This window comes from Streptomyces sp. NPDC054975, from assembly GCF_053609105.1.
In genome coordinates this window covers 75543-91690 of the sequence record NZ_JBSGWV010000023.1, presented here as the reverse complement: position 1 = coordinate 91690, position 16148 = coordinate 75543, and the positions used below count along the sequence as shown (strand labels likewise).

Annotated in this window: 18 protein-coding genes; 10 read left to right on the top strand and 8 right to left on the bottom strand. The window is 70.9% G+C overall.

All coding sequences use genetic code 11. The features are described 5' to 3' along the window. Positions 1-104: 104 nt before the first annotated feature. Together ACWF79_RS21255 and ACWF79_RS21250 are read right to left on the bottom strand one after the other, a co-directional pair. Positions 105-869, bottom strand: coding sequence for an SDR family NAD(P)-dependent oxidoreductase (locus tag ACWF79_RS21255; protein ID WP_453729675.1), 765 nt, complete (start codon positions 867-869; stop codon positions 105-107). Between the two features lie 62 nt (positions 870-931). After that, the gene (locus ACWF79_RS21250; RefSeq protein WP_453729674.1) at positions 932-1267 is read right to left on the bottom strand and encodes a YnfA family protein; all 336 of its coding nucleotides are present in this window, start codon (positions 1265-1267) and stop codon (positions 932-934) included. Positions 1268-1342: 75 nt separating this feature from the next. Between ACWF79_RS21250 and ACWF79_RS21245 the strand changes: the two genes are divergently transcribed. Further along, complete coding sequence (locus ACWF79_RS21245; RefSeq protein ID WP_453729673.1) at positions 1343-1813, top strand: hypothetical protein; 471 nt, start codon at positions 1343-1345, stop codon at positions 1811-1813. A 15-nt stretch (positions 1814-1828) separates the two neighbouring features. On the opposite strand, the gene ACWF79_RS21240 is transcribed toward ACWF79_RS21245, so the two are convergent. Then, entirely contained in the window at positions 1829-3253 is a 1425-nt protein-coding gene (locus ACWF79_RS21240; RefSeq protein ID WP_453729672.1) for an FAD-dependent monooxygenase, read from the bottom strand. Between the two features lie 127 nt (positions 3254-3380). Here ACWF79_RS21240 and ACWF79_RS21235 point away from each other — a divergent pair, with 127 nt between their 5' ends. After that, positions 3381-3941 carry a TetR/AcrR family transcriptional regulator gene (locus ACWF79_RS21235; protein ID WP_453729671.1) on the top strand — a complete coding sequence of 187 codons (561 nt, stop codon included), beginning with the start codon at positions 3381-3383 and terminating at the stop codon, positions 3939-3941. Between the two features lie 106 nt (positions 3942-4047). Here the strand turns inward: ACWF79_RS21235 and ACWF79_RS21230 are convergent, their stop codons facing one another. Then, positions 4048-4788: a Mut7-C RNAse domain-containing protein gene (locus ACWF79_RS21230; protein WP_453729670.1), complete on the bottom strand. Its 741-nt coding sequence runs from the start codon at positions 4786-4788 to the stop codon at positions 4048-4050. A gap of 158 nt (positions 4789-4946) precedes the next feature. Here ACWF79_RS21230 and ACWF79_RS21225 point away from each other — a divergent pair, with 158 nt between their 5' ends. Beyond that, positions 4947-5390, top strand: a complete 444-nt coding sequence (locus tag ACWF79_RS21225; protein WP_453729669.1) for a GNAT family N-acetyltransferase — start codon at positions 4947-4949, stop codon at positions 5388-5390. Here ACWF79_RS21225 and ACWF79_RS21220 read toward each other — a convergent pair. Both ACWF79_RS21220 and ACWF79_RS21215 read right to left on the bottom strand, forming a co-directional pair. Next, positions 5387-5938 carry a GNAT family N-acetyltransferase gene (locus tag ACWF79_RS21220; RefSeq protein ID WP_453729668.1) on the bottom strand — a complete coding sequence of 184 codons (552 nt, stop codon included), beginning with the start codon at positions 5936-5938 and terminating at the stop codon, positions 5387-5389. The two genes, ACWF79_RS21225 and ACWF79_RS21220, sit on opposite strands and share 4 nt — an antisense overlap. A 14-nt stretch (positions 5939-5952) precedes the next feature. Continuing rightward, positions 5953-6828, bottom strand: a complete 876-nt coding sequence (locus ACWF79_RS21215; RefSeq protein WP_453729667.1) for an AraC family transcriptional regulator — start codon at positions 6826-6828, stop codon at positions 5953-5955. Between the two features lie 160 nt (positions 6829-6988). Between ACWF79_RS21215 and ACWF79_RS21210 the strand changes: the two genes are divergently transcribed. Next, positions 6989-7843, top strand: coding sequence for an ABC transporter substrate-binding protein (locus tag ACWF79_RS21210; RefSeq protein ID WP_453729666.1), 855 nt, complete (start codon positions 6989-6991; stop codon positions 7841-7843). A gap of 110 nt (positions 7844-7953) precedes the next feature. On the opposite strand, the gene ACWF79_RS21205 is transcribed toward ACWF79_RS21210, so the two are convergent. Together ACWF79_RS21205 and ACWF79_RS21200 are read right to left on the bottom strand one after the other, a co-directional pair. Beyond that, positions 7954-8340: a MerR family transcriptional regulator gene (locus ACWF79_RS21205; RefSeq protein ID WP_453729686.1), complete on the bottom strand. Its 387-nt coding sequence runs from the start codon at positions 8338-8340 to the stop codon at positions 7954-7956. Positions 8341-8486: 146 nt separating this feature from the next. Further along, the gene (locus tag ACWF79_RS21200; protein WP_453729665.1) at positions 8487-9086 is read right to left on the bottom strand and encodes a hypothetical protein; all 600 of its coding nucleotides are present in this window, start codon (positions 9084-9086) and stop codon (positions 8487-8489) included. Between the two features lie 256 nt (positions 9087-9342). On the opposite strand from ACWF79_RS21200, the gene hemL reads away from it, so the two are divergent. The 6 genes from hemL to resB all read left to right on the top strand — a co-directional run bounded on the left by hemL (position 9343) and on the right by resB (position 16139). Beyond that, positions 9343-10650, top strand: coding sequence for a glutamate-1-semialdehyde 2,1-aminomutase (gene hemL, locus ACWF79_RS21195; protein ID WP_453729664.1), 1308 nt, complete (start codon positions 9343-9345; stop codon positions 10648-10650). Then, positions 10647-11336 carry a histidine phosphatase family protein gene (locus ACWF79_RS21190; RefSeq protein WP_453729663.1) on the top strand — a complete coding sequence of 230 codons (690 nt, stop codon included), beginning with the start codon at positions 10647-10649 and terminating at the stop codon, positions 11334-11336. Before hemL ends, ACWF79_RS21190 begins: the two co-directional genes overlap by 4 nt. 294 nt (positions 11337-11630) lie before the next feature. Then, positions 11631-12881 (top strand): hypothetical protein, encoded by a 1251-nt coding sequence (locus tag ACWF79_RS21185; RefSeq protein WP_453729662.1) that lies wholly within the window; start codon positions 11631-11633, stop codon positions 12879-12881. A 95-nt stretch (positions 12882-12976) separates the two neighbouring features. After that, a complete protein-coding gene (locus ACWF79_RS21180; RefSeq protein WP_453729661.1) occupies positions 12977-13579 on the top strand; it encodes a TlpA family protein disulfide reductase in 603 nt (200 codons plus the stop codon). A gap of 4 nt (positions 13580-13583) precedes the next feature. Further along, positions 13584-14321, top strand: coding sequence for a cytochrome c biogenesis CcdA family protein (locus ACWF79_RS21175; RefSeq protein ID WP_453729660.1), 738 nt, complete (start codon positions 13584-13586; stop codon positions 14319-14321). Between the two features lie 3 nt (positions 14322-14324). Continuing rightward, positions 14325-16139, top strand: a complete 1815-nt coding sequence (gene resB / locus ACWF79_RS21170) for a cytochrome c biogenesis protein ResB (RefSeq protein WP_453729659.1) — start codon at positions 14325-14327, stop codon at positions 16137-16139. Positions 16140-16148: the final 9 nt, after the last annotated feature.

The following is a 16148-nucleotide window of genomic DNA, read 5'->3' as shown; positions in this document are numbered from 1 at the left end:
CGGGTGGTGCCCGACCACACGCTCACCCTGCACATTTGTTTGAGGGGCTGCCAACTGTTGGCTGTGCGGGGCCGCGGGGGGCGCCCCGCCCCCTCTCCGTCTCGTCAGAGTTCGCGGTGGACCTTGGTGTTGGAGGCCTGGGCTCGGGGGCGGACGACGAGGAGGTCGATGTTGACGTGTGGGGGGCGGGTGCAGGCCCAGGTGATGGTGTCGGCGACGTCGTCGGCGGTGAGGGGGGCGGCGACGCCCGCGTAGACCTTCTCGGCCTTCTCGGTGTCGCCGCGGAAGCGGGTGGTGGCGAACTCGTCGGTCTTGACCATGCCGGGGGCGATCTCGATGACGCGGACGGGGGTGCCGACGATTTCGAGGCGGAGGGTTTCGGCGATGACGCGGGCGCCGTTCTTGGCGGCGACGTAGCCTGCGCCGCCTTCGTAGGTGGCGTGGCCTGCGGTGGAGGAGAGGATGACGACCGTGCCGTCGCCGCCGGCGGTGAGGGCGGGGAGCAGGGCCTGGGTGACGTTGAGGGTGCCGATGACGTTGACCTCGTACATCTGGCGCCAGTCGTCGGGGTCGCCGGTGGCGACGGGGTCGGCGCCGAGGGCGCCGCCGGCATTGTTGACGAGGACGGAGATCGTTCGGAAGGCGGTCGCGAAGGTCTGGACGGCTTCGCGGTCGGTGACGTCGAGGGCGTACGACGTGGCCTGGTGGCCGGCTTCGTTGAGTTCGGCGGCGAGGGCTTCGATGCGGTCCTTGCGGCGGGCGGTGAGGACCACGCGGTAGCCGGCGGCGGCGAGTTGCCTGGCGGTGGCGGCGCCGATGCCGCTGCTCGCTCCGGTGACGACGGCGATGGGGGTACCGGCGGCGGTCATGACGTGCTCCTCGCGCGTGTGGTCGATGGTGTCGATCGCTTGGTCAGGATAGGTCCGGGGGTTCAGCGGGCTCGCGGGGCGTACATGATCACGGCCATGCCGGCGAGGCAGATGAGTGCTCCGGTGATGTCCCAGCGGTCGGGGCGGTAGCCGTCGGCGACCATGCCCCAGGCGAGGGATCCGGCGACGAAGACGCCGCCGTAGGCGGCGAGGATGCGGCCGAAGTCGGCGTCGGGCTGGAGGGTGGCGACGAATCCGTAGATGCCGAGTGCGGCGATGCCGGCGCCGATCCAGATCCAGCCGCGGTGTTCGCGGACGCCTTGCCAGACGAGCCAGGCGCCTCCGATTTCGAAGAGGGCGGCGACGGCGAAGAGGGCTGCGGATCGTGCGACGAGCATGGGGTCAGGGTGTCATGGGACACGCTGACTGATGGATAGTCAGAATGTATGGCGATTCGTCGGTATCTTCTCCGTATGAGTGCTTTGCGCAAGGGTCTGCTCGGTGCGGTTCTCGCAGCCGTGCTGGTGGTCGGTACGGGTGCGGGCGCCCGTGCTGTGGGGGCTGAGGCCGATCTGGCCCATCATGGCCATCTCTCCTTGTGGGAGGGGCGGGTCGGGGTCTGGTTGGTGAGTGAGAACCACGGGCCGTCGGACGTCGTCCAGGCGACGGTGCGGCTGGCGTTCTCCGAGCCGATGGCCGGTGGGCAGGAGCTGCCGCCGTCCTGTCTGTGGGGGAGCGACCGGGTGGTGGTCTGCCGTACGGGAGAGCTGCGGGCCGCGGGGGCGGTGGAGGAGCTGGCGCTGGATCTGCGGACGGCGGCGTCCCCGGACGAGGTGACCGTCGACATCTCCACGATCTGGACGGACGGGACGGCCGACGTCAATCCGCGGAACGACCGGCATCGTGTCCTTGTCCTGGCCACGGGTGATCCGTACGTCTTCTGAGCCGCTCGGCCGGTATCAGGAGGTGTAGCCGTCGGGGCGGACCAGGAGGGTCGTGCGGCGGGTGGGGTCGCTCCAGGTGGCGCGTACGAGGCGGGCCGGTGTGGTGGGGGCGGCGGCGAGTTCGGGTGTGCCGGCCGGGGTGGCCGCGGAGGCTGTGGTGCCTTCGGCGGCTGTGGTGTCTTGGGGGGTGATGAGGACGAACTCGCGGGCGCGCAGCAGTTCGTAGAGCCGGCCTTCGCGCAGCTTCAGGTCGGGGACGCGGCGGTGGGCCCGGCCGTAGGAGATGCCGATGCCGCTGATCATGCCCATCACCTTGGCTGAGGCGGGGGGCACCTTGTCGAGCAGTTGTGCGGCGAGGGTGCGGGCGGTGCGCAGGAGGGGGCCTCGGGCCATGGCGAGGCGGACGATGGCGCCGCTGCTGCGCAGGACCGCCGCGCCGACGGGGTGGCGTTCGGCCTGGTAGCTGTCGAGGAGGGCTTCGGGGTCGGGGGCGTCGCCGTGGAGGACGGCGGCGAGCTTCCAGGAGAGGTTGGCGGCGTCCTGGAGGCCGGTGTTCATGCCTTGGCCGCCGGCGGGGGAGTGGACGTGGGCGGCGTCGCCGGCGAGGAAGACGCGGCCGACGCGGTAGGCGGGGGCCTGGCGTTCGTCGCTGTGGAAGCGGGAGATCCAACGGGCGTCGTGCATGCCGTAGTCGGTGCCGAAGGCGAGGCGGGTGATCTCGCGGATTTCGTCGAGCTCGACGGGCTCGCTGTCGGGGACCTGGCGGGTGCGGTTCCAGCCCATGACGCGGTACCAGCCGTCGCCGAAGGGTGCGATGAAGGCGAAGGCGTCACCCACGCCGTTGACGCGGAGCAGGTCTTCGGGTTCTTCGGTGAGGCGGACGTCGGCGAGGACGAGGGAGCGGATCACGGCTGTGCCGGGGAAGGGCAGGTCGAGCGCGGTTCGGACGGCGCTGCGGACGCCGTCGGTGCCGACGACGTAGCGGGCGCGGAGGGTGGCGGGGGTGCCGTCGGGGCCGGTGATGTCGACGGTGACCTGGTCGGTGTCCTGGCTGAGTCCGCGCAGTTCCGTGCCGTAGCGGATGTCCACACCTGTGGATTGCGCGCGGCGTTCGAGGATGCGCTCGACTTCGTACTGGGGGGTGACGAGGAGGTAGGCGAAGCGGGAGGGGAGGCGGCTCAGGTCGAGGGAGGGGCGGCCGAAGAGGCGGAGGCGGGTGATGGGGGTGCCGGTCGCGACGAGTTCGTCGGCGAGGCCGCGGGCGTCGAGCTGCTCCAGGGTGCGGGCGTGGACGGCGAAGGCCCGGGTGATGTTGCTGATGCCGTGGGGGCGGCGTTCGAGGAGTGTGACGCGCAGGCCTGCGGCGGCGAGGTCGCCGGCGAGGAGCATTCCGGTGGGGCCCGCGCCGACGACGAGGACGTCTGTGTCGAGGTGGTTCATGGCTGCCTCCAGGTGGGTGCGTGTGCCATCAACGGTTGTTGGCCAACGTCTGTTGGTCAACGCTTGTTGGCAACGGTAGAGCCGACCCGGTTGGTGCGTCAACACCTGTTGGCCTACAGTTGTTGGCATGACGACCGCACGCCGTTCCGACGCCACACGCGCCGCGATCCTCGACGCCGCTCGCGAACGCTTCGCGTCCGACGGCTACGACCGCGCCACCATCCGGGCCATCGCCCGTGACGCCGGGATCGATCCGTCGATGGTGATGCGCTACTACGGCAGCAAGGAGGGGCTGTTCACCGCGGCGTCCGACTTCGAGCTGGACCTGCCCGAACTCGGCGGGCTGCCGTCCCGGCACATCGGCGCGGTCCTGGTCACGCACTTCCTCGAACGCTGGGAGCGCGACGACGTCCTGACCGCGCTCCTGCGGGTCGGGGTCACCAACCCCGCGGGCGTCGAGCGGATGCAGGCGGTCTTCGCGGAGCAGCTCGGCCCGATCACCCGCGGTGTCTGCCCGGACCCCTCCCAGGCGCCGCGCCGCGCCGCGCTGGTGGCCTCGCAGATCCTCGGCATGGCGCTCACCCGCTTCGTGCTGCGGCTGCCGCCCGCGGTGGAGATGTCCACGGACGAGGTCGTCGCCTGGCTGGGGCCGACGATCCAGCGCTATCTGACGGATCCGGAGCCGTAGAGCGGCGCGAGCCGGGGGCGCGCACGGTCGTGGGGTCGTGGCCTCGTGAGCGGCGCCGGGGTCGTCAGGGGTGCTGAGGTGGTGAGCGGCGCCGGGGCCGCGAGGGTCAGCGGGCTGCCGCGCCGCCGAACTCGCGCAGGGCGTCGGTGACGATCGCCTCCAGGCGGGCGTGGTGGGCGCCCCGCCAGTACACGCGCTCGCACTGCGTGCACCGGGCGAAGACGTCGTACGTCTTCTCCGTGCCCCGCTCCAGGCGCTCGCGCACCGAATCCTTGTCGGTGTCGGTCAGTGGCCCGTTGCAGGCGGTGCAGCGGGTCCAGGGCAGCAGAGGCGGTGCGAACCGCTCCAGTACGTCACGGAGTTGGTCGTCGGGCCGGTCGCTGTACACGTAGGCGCCCGCCCACAGCTCCCGGCGGCGCAGCAGCCCCCGGTCACGGGAGAGCATCACGCGCTGCTCCCGCGCGGAGAGCGCGGCCAGCGCGGGGTCGCCGATGTCCTCGCTCTCGTACGCCGCGTCGACCCCGAGGAGCCGCAACCGCCGGGCGAGCGTGCCGAGGTGGACGTCCAGGAGGAAACGGAGCTGGGCGCCGCCGGGCACCGGCTGGGGGCGCTCGACGTCCTCGACGTCGACCGTCTCGCCGGCGGCCGGGATGTGGGACACGTCCACCGGGCGCCCGTCGACCAGGATCCGGCCGGCCTCGGTCAGCGGCACGCCCAGCGACTCCACGACATGGCCGAGCGTCGAGGCGCCGTCGGTGGCCACGGGGGTGTGTCCCGAGCGCCGCTCCGCCGAGACGAAGAGCCGCAGGCCGGGGGCGAAGCTGATCTGGATCTCCGGTCCGTTCACGGGGACAGGATGTCACCGCGCCCCGCCCTGCGGCCAGGCATTTCGGCCCCGCGCCGGGCTCGGGCGGCCTGGGGCACCTTGATCGCCCAGGACCACTGCGGGGCGTCGGTCACGCGAGCGCGGCTGATCCGCGAGGCGGCCTGGGATACCGTCCCGGTATGAAGATCGTCGACCTCGAGTTCGGTGACCCGCGCCTCGGCTCCGACCTGCTCCCCGTCCTGCGCGAGCTGCGCCCCCACCTCACGCCGGAGCTCTTCCGCGAGGTGCAGGAGCGAGGGCGTGCCCAGGGTCTGCGCTTCACCGCCGCCTACGCCGACGACGGCACCTGCGTGGGCGCCGCCGGCTGGCGGATCATCGACAACACCAGCTCGATCCGCAAGCTCTACGTCGACGACCTGGTGACCGCCGTCGACACTCGCTCCACCGGCGTCGGCCACGCGCTCCTGGCCCACCTGGAGCACCACGCGCGCCAGGCCGGCTGCCGCGAGCTGAACCTGGACTCCGGCACCCACCGCACCGCCGCCCACCGCTTCTACCTGCGTGAACGCCTCGACATCGTCGCCTTCCACTTCACCAAGGAGCTGGGCCCCCAGGACAGCTAGGCAAGGCCCTCCTCGCCGAAGCGGTCCAGGTCCAGGCGCCAGTCGTTGCAGTGCAGCGGGTGGCCCGGCGGGTACTCCAGCTCCCGCTCGCCGCGCAGCTCGAACCCGGCCTTGCGGCACACCGCGTTCGACGGGCCGTTGTCCGTCGACGGGAACGCGTGCAGGTAGCGGTGCGCGCGCGTGGCGCGGGCGCGTACGGCGACCGCGCGCGTTGCCGCCGTCGCGACTCCCCGCCCCTGGAAACCGGGCAGCACCGTCCAGCCCGTCTCGTACACCGGCTCCCCGTCCCACGTCTGCTCCCAGAAGCCGATGCTGCCGACCGTGACCTCCTCGGGGAGCAGCACGATCCGGAACATCAGCCCCGCGCTCGTCCGTCCGGCGCTCTCGGCGCTCAGAGCCACGTAGCGCCGGTGCCGCTTGAGGAGTGCCTCCTCCGACTCGGGGCCGCCGAGGTGCTCCATGAGCTCGGGGGCGTTCATGGCGCGCAGCAGCCAGAAGTCGTCCTCGGACCATGGTTCGAGGCGTACGGGGGAGGCGTCGGTGTCCATGGCCGCACTGTAGGTCAGGGGTCTGACAACCGACGGGCGTAGGCGGTGGGTGGTTCGCCGACCGTCGCCGTGAAGTCCCGTACGAGATGGGCCTGGTCGCTGTAGCCCAGCTCGGCCGCGAGCTCGGCCCAGTCCGGGGAGCCGTGGGTGCCGGTGGCCTCGGCGCGTTCCAGGGCCTCGTGGATGCGGTAGCGCAGGATGACCCATTTCGGGCCGACGCCGACGTAGTTGGCGAAGAGCCGCTGGAGGGATCGGCTCGACAGGCCTGCCGCGCGGGCCAGTTCGGACACGCGGCGGATCGACCGGTCCGTGCGGACCGCCGCGACCAGGGCCATGGCCTGCGCGGCCTGCGCGGCGTGCGGATCGGGATCGGGATCGGGGCCGCGGGCGAGGAGGAAGGCGTCGAGCGCCGCCACGCGCGCGTGGTCGGTCTCCGGGGCGAGGACCGCCTCCAGGGTGGCTTCGTCCGTCTCCGGGAACACCTCGTGGAGCGGAACGCGTCGGCCGGTCCACTCCGACACCGGCCGGTCGGGGGCGAAGGGCCGGAAGCCGCCCGGCCGGAACTGCACGCCGCAGACCCGGCCGACGCCCGAGAGCTTCTTCGTGAACAGGTCGAGCCCGATCCCGGAGACCTCCGCGACGGTCGTGACAGCCGCAGTCTCCGGGTCCCGGTAGCGCTGGAAGACGACGTTCACCGACGGGTGCGGGACGACATGGCTCGCGTACGGCTGGGAGAGCTCCCAGTCGATGAACCAGTAGTGCTCCAGATACGGGCGCAACTCCGGCGCCGGGTCGTGGCGGCGGAACCGGACACGGGTGAGGAGTTCGGCCGCGTCGACGATCCCCCGGGTGTCACGGCGGGGACCGGGGTGCGGGCCGGAAGGAGTCATGGCGCGGAGCCTAGGGGCACGCTCGGACAGCGGGGCGGGTGGCGGGTGGCGGGCCTTGGTCCTGGCCTGTACCGGTGGGCCGGAGGCCCTCTTGTGCGGGTCCGTGAAGCGCCGCAAGGTGGCGGGGGTGGCAGGTTTCGGCCGGGGAGGGAGCAGCCGCATGTCGGAGACGAAGGCGTGGGGGTTCACCGACGACAGGGGTACGGCGCTGGAGGCCGTCCGTACGCCGGCGCGGGTGGTGGCCTATGTACGGGCGGGGGCGGCCCTGTTCGACCTGGGGGTGACGCCGGTCGCGGTGTACGGCTCCGGGCACGACGGCGAGGCCCTCGATCCGGTGAAGGCGGGGCGGCTGGAGTCGGCCGGTGTCCCGTACCTGGGGCCGGGGCGGGCCGTGGACGAGGCGCGGCTGCGGGAACTGCGGCCGGAGTTGATCGTCGACGTGACGTACGACGGGAAGAGCGCGTACGCGCTGGACGAGGGGGTCGCGGAGCGGCTGGGGGTGCCGGTGGTGGCGCTCTCGGTGGGGAACGAGCTGACGCTCGGCGCGATCATCGGGCGGTTCGGGGAGTTGGCGGGAGCGTTGGGTGCGGCGGCTGGGGTGAGTGGGGGTGACGGCGGGGGTGCCGATGCCGTGGGCTCCGCCGAGGCGGCCTTGCGGGGCGCGGCCGCGGGGGTGGACGTCCGTGTGCTCGCGCTCTCCGGGGCCGGTCCGGACCAGGTGCACCTGGCTCGGCCGCATGCGTGGCCCGAGTTGGCGCGGCTTCAGGAGCTGGGGGTGCGGGTGGTGGATCCCGGCCCCGGCCCGGGGGCGAACTGGCTTACGGCGGACTGGGAGCGCGTGGTGGGGTTGGGGCCGGGCCTTGTGCTGTACGACAGCCGTGCGAACGCGCTCGCGCCGGGGGCGTTTCCTTCGGTGGGGGGTGCGCGGGTGGCGCCGTGGAATCCGGAGACGCCGCCCAGCGCGGTGGCGTACGCCGCGTTCTTCCTGGAGCTTGCGGGGGCCCTCCGGGCGTAGGCCGCTGTTGCGGGCGGGGCCCCGCCTTGGCCTCGCCCTTGGCCCCCGGGGCGGCGCGGGCGGATCACCCCGCCGGGCGGCTGCCCGCCCCAGGGCCGCGGTCGCCCCCTCTAGCCCAGCCTCGCCCGCAGGGAGCCCGCGAATTCCTCTGCTCTTGCCAGTTGGGCGCGGAGTTCCGCTACGCGTTCTGTGGCCGCCTGTTCGTAGTGGCGGACTCGGGCGAGGAGGGTGGTGCGGTCGGTGGGGGTGAGGCGGGGGTCGGTGAGGCGGTCGATGGCCGTCAGAAGGTCGCGGGTCTCGTCGATCGTGAAACCGAGTGGTTTCATCCGGCGGATCACCATCAGCCGGTCGACGTCCGCGTCCGTGTAGAGCGGGAAGCCGCCCGGGGAGGAGGCGGAGGGGACGACGAGGCCGCTGTCCTCGTACTGGCGGATGGTGCGCAGGGACAGTTCCGTCCGTGCGGCGACCTCGCCGATCTGCATGGGTTCGCCGGCCATGCGCAGTCTGCTCACGGCGCCCGTCCTTCCCGCGCGGCTTCCGCGCACACCGAAGTCATTTGTCCTAACTTCAGCACTTATGAGAGCTGGAAGTGCGGCGAAACGCCTGCTGGTCGGGCGGCCATCGCGAGGGGAGGTGAGACCCGTTACGGCCAGACCAGGCAGTACGGCTGGTGGCCCGCCTCGTGCAGCCGGTGCGAGAAGTCCTGCCACTCGTGGAGCAGCTGGTAGACGTTGAACGCGTCGCGCGGGCCGCCGCGGTCCGGGACCGTGGACCAGATGAAGGCCGCCGCGCCGACCGACTCCTCGCCGATGTCGCGCAGCGGGTCGACCACGGTCATGGGCAGCTTCACCACGGCGTAGTCGGGGTGGAGGACCACCAGCTCCAGCGGGGGCACCTTGTGCAGGGGCATGCCCTGGATGCCCGTGAGGACCATCGCGGCTATCGTCTCGGGCTTGATCTTGGAGAACATGCCGCCCATGCCGAGCTCGTCGCCGCCCAGCTCCTCCGGGCGCATCGAGATCGGGACGCGGGCCGCCGTGGCGCCGTCGGGCGCGCCGAAGTACTTGTACGTCACCCCCAACCGGCCACTCCCGCTCCCGCTTCCCGTCGTGGGTTCCTTCGATCCCGTGGACCCTGTGGACTGCGCGGGCTCTTCCGTACGCCGTCGCCGGTGCCTCCCCCGCCGGGCAGGCTCGGGACCCAGGTCGTCCGTCCCCTCGCCCAGTCCGCCACCGCGATGCATATCTCCACCCGACTGCTTTTGGGCAGCACGACCCCCGCCGTGCAACCCGATCATCGTGACAGTGACCTCCCCCACGCTCTCGCGGTGAAACACCTGTCCGCAAGAACGTCCGGCCCTCTGACACCATGGATTCCGTGAGCCATCCCTATGACGCCCCAGTTTCGCAGACGCGGAAGGTCCACGCCCCGGCGTGACGCAAGGGGGGCTCACGCCCGTACCGTAGTACTCGCAGCCGTACTCGCAGGTCAGGACCACAGTGCCGTATTCATACGAAGCCCCAGTCTCACAGACGCTTTTCGACCGCGCGTCCCTCGTGACGCCCGGCGGCGTGAACTCACCGGTGCGCGCCTTCCGGGCCGTGGGCGGTACGCCCCGGTTCATGGTGTCCGGTACCGGCCCGTACCTCACCGACGCGGACGGCCGGGAGTATGTCGACCTCGTCTGCTCGTGGGGGCCGATGATTCTCGGCCACTCCCACCCCGAGGTGATCTCCGCCGTGCAGGCAGCCGTCGCGCGCGGCACCTCCTTCGGTACGCCGGGGGAGGGTGAGGTCGCCCTCGCGGAGGAGATCGTCGCCCGGATCGAGCCCGTCGAGCAGGTCCGGCTCGTCTCCTCCGGTACGGAGGCCACGATGTCCGCGATCCGGCTCGCCCGCGGCTTCACCGGCCGGGCGAAGGTCGTGAAGTTCGCCGGTTGCTACCACGGGCACGTGGACGCGCTGCTCGCCTCCGCCGGCTCCGGCGTGGCCACCTTCGGCCTGCCCGACACGCCCGGCGTGACCGGCGCGCAGGCCGGCGACACGATCGTCCTGCCGTACAACGACCTGGAGGCCGTGCACGAGGCCTTCCACCGGTACCCGGGCGAGATCGCCTGTGTGATCACCGAGGCCTCGCCGGGCAACATGGGCGTCGTCCCGCCGCGGCCTGGCTTCAACCAGGGCCTGAAGGACGCGTGTGCGAAGAACGGCGCGCTGTACATCTCCGACGAGGTCATGACCGGCTTCCGGACCTCCCGCGCCGGCTGGTACGGCGTCGACGGCGTGAAGCCGGACCTGATGACCTTCGGCAAGGTCATGGGCGGCGGCTTCCCGGCCGCGGCCTTCGGTGGCCGCGCGGACGTGATGGGGCACCTCGCCCCGGCCGGTCCCGTCTACCAGGCCGGCACCCTCTCCGGTAACCCGGTCGCCACCGCCGCGGGCCTCGCGCAGCTGCGGCTGCTCGACGACGCCGCGTACGCGAAGGTCGACGCGGTCTCGCAGGAGATCCAGGGGCTCGTCACGGACGCGCTGACCAAGGAGGGCGTCGCGCACCGGCTGCAGACGGCGTCCAACATGTTCTCCGTCTTCTTCACCTCCACCGAGGTCCGCGACTACGACGACGCGAAGAAGCAGGAGGCGTTCCGCTTCAACGCCTTCTTCCACTCGATGCTGGCCGACGGGGTCTACCTGCCGCCGTCCGCCTTCGAGTCCTGGTTCGTCTCCACGGCCCACGACGAGCGCGCGGTCGAGCGGATCGCCGCCGCGCTGCCCGCCGCCGCCCGCGCCGCAGCGGAGGCCACGGCATGACCGGCAAGAGCGACGACGACATCACCGTCGTCCACCTGATGCGCCACGGCGAGGTGCACAACCCCGACGGCGTCCTCTACGGCCGCCGCTCCGGCTACCACCTCTCCGAGCTGGGCCGGCAGATGGCCGACCGGGTCGCCGAGCACCTGGCCGACCGGGACATCACCTACGTCGTGTCCTCCCCGCTGGAGCGGGCGCAGGAGACGGCCCAGCCGGTCGCCAAGAGCCACGGTCTGGACCTGGCCACGGACGGGCGGCTGATCGAGGCCGGGAACGTCTTCGAGGGCAAGACCTTCGGCGTCGGCGACGGCGCCCTGCGCAAGCCGGGCAACTGGAGGCACCTCACCAACCCGTTCAAGCCGTCCTGGGGTGAGCCGTACGTCGATCAGGTCGTACGGATGATGGGCGCGCTGGACGCGGCGAAGGACGCGGCCCGGGGCCACGAAGCTGTCTGTGTCAGCCACCAGCTGCCGATCTGGATCGTGCGGAGCTTCGTGGAGAAGCGGCGGCTGTGGCACGACCCGCGCCGCCGGCAGTGCACGCTGGCCTCGCTGACCTCGTTCACGTACCGGGGCGACAAGATCGTCTCGGTCGGCTACAGCGAGCCGGCGCGTGACCTTGTTCCCGCGCACCTGCTGGCCGGCGCGAAGCCGGTGAAGGGCAAGTCGAAGGCCTTCGGCGCGTAGCGCTGTGTCGCGGGGCCGTACGACGCCTGCGGGCCGGTACGACGTCTGCGGGCCGGTGCGTGTCGTGCGGGTCCGCCGTGGCCTGTCGCGCGGTTCCCCGCGCCCCTAAAGGCCGCCACGCATGTTCGAGTCCCGTACACGCGGGTACACCGTCAGGGCGATCGGGTGACGTGAAGTCACCTGGTCGCCCTGAAATTTTTGTGCTAATTCCCGGAACCTACGCGTTCCTCCCGGCATCTCACTCATTGTCGGTTTGGATGACTTTCGGTCATACGTAACGCGAATGGGGACGTCATGCGCGGGATCACTCGAAGGGGACTTCTCGGGGCGGGTGTGGGAGCGGCCGCCGCGATGGGGATCGCCGGATGCAGCACCGGCGGATCGGACAAATCGGGAACTACCGGACCTGGGAAGGGCGGTGACGCCTCCGGATCCCCGGCCACGCCCCGGCCCACCGAGAAAGAGGCCAAGCTCATCGGTGACGGTTCCACCGCCGACACCGGCAAGCAGCCGAACCAGCCCGACGCCCCCGTCCCGCTCGAACCCGGCCAGACCCCGCCCCAGTTCGTGGTCTTCTCCTGGGACGGCGCCGGAGAGGTCGGCAACGGCCTCTTCCCCCGCTTCCTGGAACTCGCCAAGAACCACGACGCCGCGATGACCTTCTTCCTCTCCGGGATCTACCTCCTCCCGGAGTCCAAGAAGAACCTCTACCGCCCGCCGAACAACCGCGTCGGCGCCTCCGACATCGGCTACCTCACCGACGACCACATCAAGGACACCCTCAAGAACGTCCGCCAGGCCTGGCTCGACGGGCACGAGATCGGCACGCACTTCAACGGCCACTTCTGCGGCGGCTCCGGCTCGGTCGGCAACTGGACCCCGGCCCAGTGGCAGAGCGAGATCGACCAGGCGATGAAGTTCGTCACCGAGTGGAAGACCAACAGCGGCTGGACCGACCTCGACCCGCTGCCCTTCGACTACAGCAAGGAACTGGTCGGCGGCCGCACCCCCTGCCTCCTCGGCCAGGACAAGCTGCTGCCCACCGCCAAGCGCCTCGGCTGGCGCTACGACGCCAGCTCGCCCGGCGGCCGCCAGATGTGGCCGGTCAAGCGCCAGGGCATCTGGGACCTCCCGCTGCAGGCCGTGCCGTTCCCCGGCCACTCCTTCGAGGTCCTGTCCATGGACTACAACATGCTCGCCAACCAGTCGAAGAACACCACCAAGGGCGTGCCCTCGCGCTACCCGGGCTGGCGCAAGCAGGCCACCGACGCGTACCTCGCCGGCTTCAACCGCGCCTACGAGTCCAACCGCGCGCCCTTCTTCATCGGCAACCACTTCGAGCAGTGGAACGGCGGCATCTACATGGACGCCGTCGAGGAGTCGCTGAAGGGCATGGCGGGCAAGAAGGACGTCCGGCTCGTCTCCTTCCGCCAGTTCGTCGACTGGCTCGACGTGCAGGACCCCAAGATCCTCGCCAAGCTCCGTACGCTCGAGGTCGGGCAGTCGCCCACGGGCGGCTGGAGCACGTTCCTCAGGACCGCTTAGGCCTCGTACGTCCCTTAAGCCCCCTTGACAAGGGGCTTTACGGGCACCCAGGGGGGCGCCCAAGATCCCCCAAACGCCCATGCGAAACTTTTCACATGAGCCTTAGCCGTGCCCCTCGACGCACCCTGCTCGCCGTCGGAATCCTGTCGGCCGCCCTCGCTCTGTCGGCCTGCACCTCGGACTCCAACGGCAAGTCGGGCGGCGGCGGAACCAACTTCGTGACCAACACGGGCGGTATCTCCACCGTCGCCAAGGGCGAACGCACGGCACCCAACGAGATCGCGGGCGAGACCCTCGAAGGCGAGAAGCTCGACGTCGCCGACCTCAAGGGCAAGGTCGTCGTCCTGAACGCCTGGGGCTCGTGGTGCGGCCCCTGCCGCGCCGAGGCCCCGCACTTCGCCAAGGTCGCGGGCGACCTCAAGGGCAAGGGCGTGGAGTTCGTCGGCCTGAACACCCGCGACTTCAACAAGCAGCAGGCGATCACCTTCGAGGAGGACTACAAGGTCCCCTACCCGAGCCTGTACGACCCCGCCGGCAAGGTGATCCTCAACGGATTCCCCAAGGGCACGCTCAACCTGCAGGCCATTCCGTCCACCGTCGTCCTCGACAAGGACGGCAAGGTCGCCGCCCGCGCCCTCATGGCTCTCGACGAGAAGAAGCTCCGCTCGATGATCGAGCCGCTTCTCGCGGAGAAGTGATCCGGTGAACGAGACGGTCTTCAGCGGGGCCCTCCTGCTCGCCCTGCCCATCGCCGTCCTCGGCGGCCTGGTCTCCTTCTTCTCCCCGTGCGTCCTGCCGCTCGTCCCCGGCTACCTCAGTTACGTGACCGGCGTCACCGGCACCGACCTGGCCGAGGCCAAGCGCGGCCGGATGGCCGGCGGGGCCGCGCTCTTCGTCCTGGGCTTCACCGCCGTGTTCGTCTCCGGCGGCGCCCTCTTCGGAGGCTTCGGCAACACCCTGCAGGAACACCGCGAGATCATCTCCAAGGTGCTCGGCGCCCTGACCATCGTGCTCGGCGCCTTCTTCATGGGCGCGATGCCGTCGATCACGCGCCGTGAGTTCCGCTTCCACAAGAAGCCCGTGACCGGGCTGGTCGGCGCGCCCATGCTGGGCGTGCTGTTCGGCGTCGGCTGGGTCCCGTGCATCGGCCCGACCCTTGCCGCCGTCCTCGCGCTCGCCTCCAACGAGGCCAGCGCCGGACGCGGGGCCGTGCTCACCGTGGCGTACTGCCTGGGCCTCGGCCTGCCGTTCGTCCTCACCGCGATCGCCTTCCGACGGGCCCTTGGCGCCTTCGGATGGGTGAAGCGGCATTATGTCTGGGTCATGCGCATCGGCGGCATCATGCTGATCGCGACCGGCCTGCTGCTCGTCACCGGAGCCTGGGATCGCATCGTGTCCGAGATGCAGGTCTGGACTGCCGGCTTCACCCCGGGGATCTGACCCATGACCCACACCAGCCCGAACGAGACCGAGACCGAGATCGAAACCGAGAGCGGGACCGAGACCGAGATCGAAACCGAGAGCGGGACCGAGACCGAGGCCACCGAGCGCGACGAGTTCGGCGCCGCCGGTTCGCAGCTCACCACCGCGCCCCGCGAGGAGACCGCCGCCGAGGCCGCCGTCGCCGGCCCCACCCTCGGGGTCATCGGCTGGATCCGCTGGTTCTGGCGGCAGCTCACCTCCATGCGGGTGGCGCTGATCCTGCTCTTCCTGCTCTCCCTCGGCGCGATCCCCGGCTCGCTCATCCCGCAGACCAGCGCGGACGAGCTGAAGGTGCAGACCTTCCAGAAGGCCCACCCCACCCTCACGCCGATCTACGAGAAGCTCCAGCTCTTCGACGTCTACGGCTCGGTGTGGTTCTCCGCGATCTACATCCTGCTCTTCGTCTCCCTCATCGGCTGCATCGTCCCGCGCAGCTGGCAGTTCATCGGCCAGCTCCGCGGCCGCCCGCCCGGCGCCCCCGGCCGCCTGACCCGGCTGCCCGCGTACACGACCTGGCGGACCGAGGCCGAGCCCGAGCAGGTCCGTGAGGCCGCGCTGGGCGTCCTCAGGGGGCGCAGGTTCCGCGCGCACGTCGTCAAGGACGCCGTCTCCGCCGAGAAGGGCTACCTCCGCGAGGCGGGCAACCTGCTCTTCCACGTCGCGCTGATCGTGATGCTCGTCGCCTTCGCCTGGGGCCAGCTCTTCAAGTCCGAGGGCGGCAAGCTGATCATCGAGGGCGACGGCTTCTCCAACACCCTCACGCAGTACGACGACTTCAAGTCCGGCTCCCTCTACAGCACAGACGACCTCGCGCCGTTCGGCTTCACCCTGGACAGCTTCACCGGTACGTACGAGAAGAGCGGCCCGCAGCGCGGCACCCCGCGCACCTTCGAGGCGGCCGTCACGTACTCCGAGGCGGGCGGGAAGGACAAGAAGGCGGTCATCCGGGTCAACGAGCCGCTGAAGGTACGCGACTCCAAGGTCTATCTGATCGCCCACGGCTACGCGCCCGTCGTCACCGTCAAGGACGGCCGGGGCAAGGTCGTCTTCCACGGCGCCGTCCCGCTGCTGCCGTTCGACAACAACATCACCTCGACCGGCGCGATCAAGGTGATGGACGGCTACCGCGACAAGAACGGCAAGAAGGAGCAGCTGGGCTTCCAGGCCTTCTTCGTGCCGACGTTCGCGGGCGCCGGAAAGGGGAGCATGTTCTCCCAGTTCCCCGCGCTCGACTTCCCCGTGATGGCCCTCACCGGCTACCACGGCGACCTGCGCGTCAACTCGGGGCTGCCGCAGAACGTGTACCAGCTCGACACCTCCAAGATGAAGCAGTTCAAGGTCGAGGGCGGGACCGGCGTCGCGCAGCGGATGCTGCCCGGCGAGACGATGACCCTGCCCGACGGCGCCGGCTCGATCACCTTCGAGAAGGACATCAAGGAGTGGGCGAGCTTCCAGATCTCCCAGCAGCCGGGCAACGGTCTCGCCCTCGCGGGCGCGATCGCGGCGATCGGGGGCCTCATCGGCTCGCTCTTCATCCAGCGCCGCCGGGTCTGGGTGCGGGCCGTACGGGGGAAGGACGGCGTCACCGTCGTCGAGATGGCGGGCCTTGGCCGGAGCGAGTCCGCCAAGCTCCCGGAGGAGCTGGCCGAACTGGCGGTCGCGCTCCACGCCCAGGCGCCGACCGCGCCGGAAGCCGAACGGGCCGACGCCGAACCGGCGGAAGCCGCAGAACCTGCCGAAGCCGAACCCGCTGAAGCCGAAGGGGCTGAGAAGTGAATCTCGCCG

Excerpts from the sequence above, each read along its gene's own strand:
- ACWF79_RS21255 (WP_453729675.1), bottom strand. The coding sequence starts at position 869 with ATGACCGCCGCCGGTACCCCCATCGCCGTCGTCACCGGAGCGAGCAGC.
- ACWF79_RS21250 (WP_453729674.1), bottom strand. The coding sequence starts at position 1,267 with ATGCTCGTCGCACGATCCGCAGCCCTCTTCGCCGTCGCCGCCCTCTTC.
- ACWF79_RS21245 (WP_453729673.1), top strand. The coding sequence starts at position 1,343 with ATGAGTGCTTTGCGCAAGGGTCTGCTCGGTGCGGTTCTCGCAGCCGTG.
- ACWF79_RS21240 (WP_453729672.1), bottom strand. The coding sequence starts at position 3,253 with ATGAACCACCTCGACACAGACGTCCTCGTCGTCGGCGCGGGCCCCACC.
- ACWF79_RS21235 (WP_453729671.1), top strand. The coding sequence starts at position 3,381 with ATGACGACCGCACGCCGTTCCGACGCCACACGCGCCGCGATCCTCGAC.
- ACWF79_RS21225 (WP_453729669.1), top strand. The coding sequence starts at position 4,947 with ATGAAGATCGTCGACCTCGAGTTCGGTGACCCGCGCCTCGGCTCCGAC.
- ACWF79_RS21220 (WP_453729668.1), bottom strand. The coding sequence starts at position 5,938 with ATGGACACCGACGCCTCCCCCGTACGCCTCGAACCATGGTCCGAGGAC.
- ACWF79_RS21215 (WP_453729667.1), bottom strand. The coding sequence starts at position 6,828 with ATGACTCCTTCCGGCCCGCACCCCGGTCCCCGCCGTGACACCCGGGGG.
- ACWF79_RS21210 (WP_453729666.1), top strand. The coding sequence starts at position 6,989 with ATGTCGGAGACGAAGGCGTGGGGGTTCACCGACGACAGGGGTACGGCG.
- ACWF79_RS21205 (WP_453729686.1), bottom strand. The coding sequence starts at position 8,340 with ATGGCCGGCGAACCCATGCAGATCGGCGAGGTCGCCGCACGGACGGAA.
- ACWF79_RS21200 (WP_453729665.1), bottom strand. The coding sequence starts at position 9,086 with ATGCATCGCGGTGGCGGACTGGGCGAGGGGACGGACGACCTGGGTCCC.
- ACWF79_RS21190 (WP_453729663.1), top strand. The coding sequence starts at position 10,647 with ATGACCGGCAAGAGCGACGACGACATCACCGTCGTCCACCTGATGCGC.
- ACWF79_RS21185 (WP_453729662.1), top strand. The coding sequence starts at position 11,631 with ATGCGCGGGATCACTCGAAGGGGACTTCTCGGGGCGGGTGTGGGAGCG.
- ACWF79_RS21180 (WP_453729661.1), top strand. The coding sequence starts at position 12,977 with ATGAGCCTTAGCCGTGCCCCTCGACGCACCCTGCTCGCCGTCGGAATC.
- resB (WP_453729659.1), top strand. The coding sequence starts at position 14,325 with ATGACCCACACCAGCCCGAACGAGACCGAGACCGAGATCGAAACCGAG.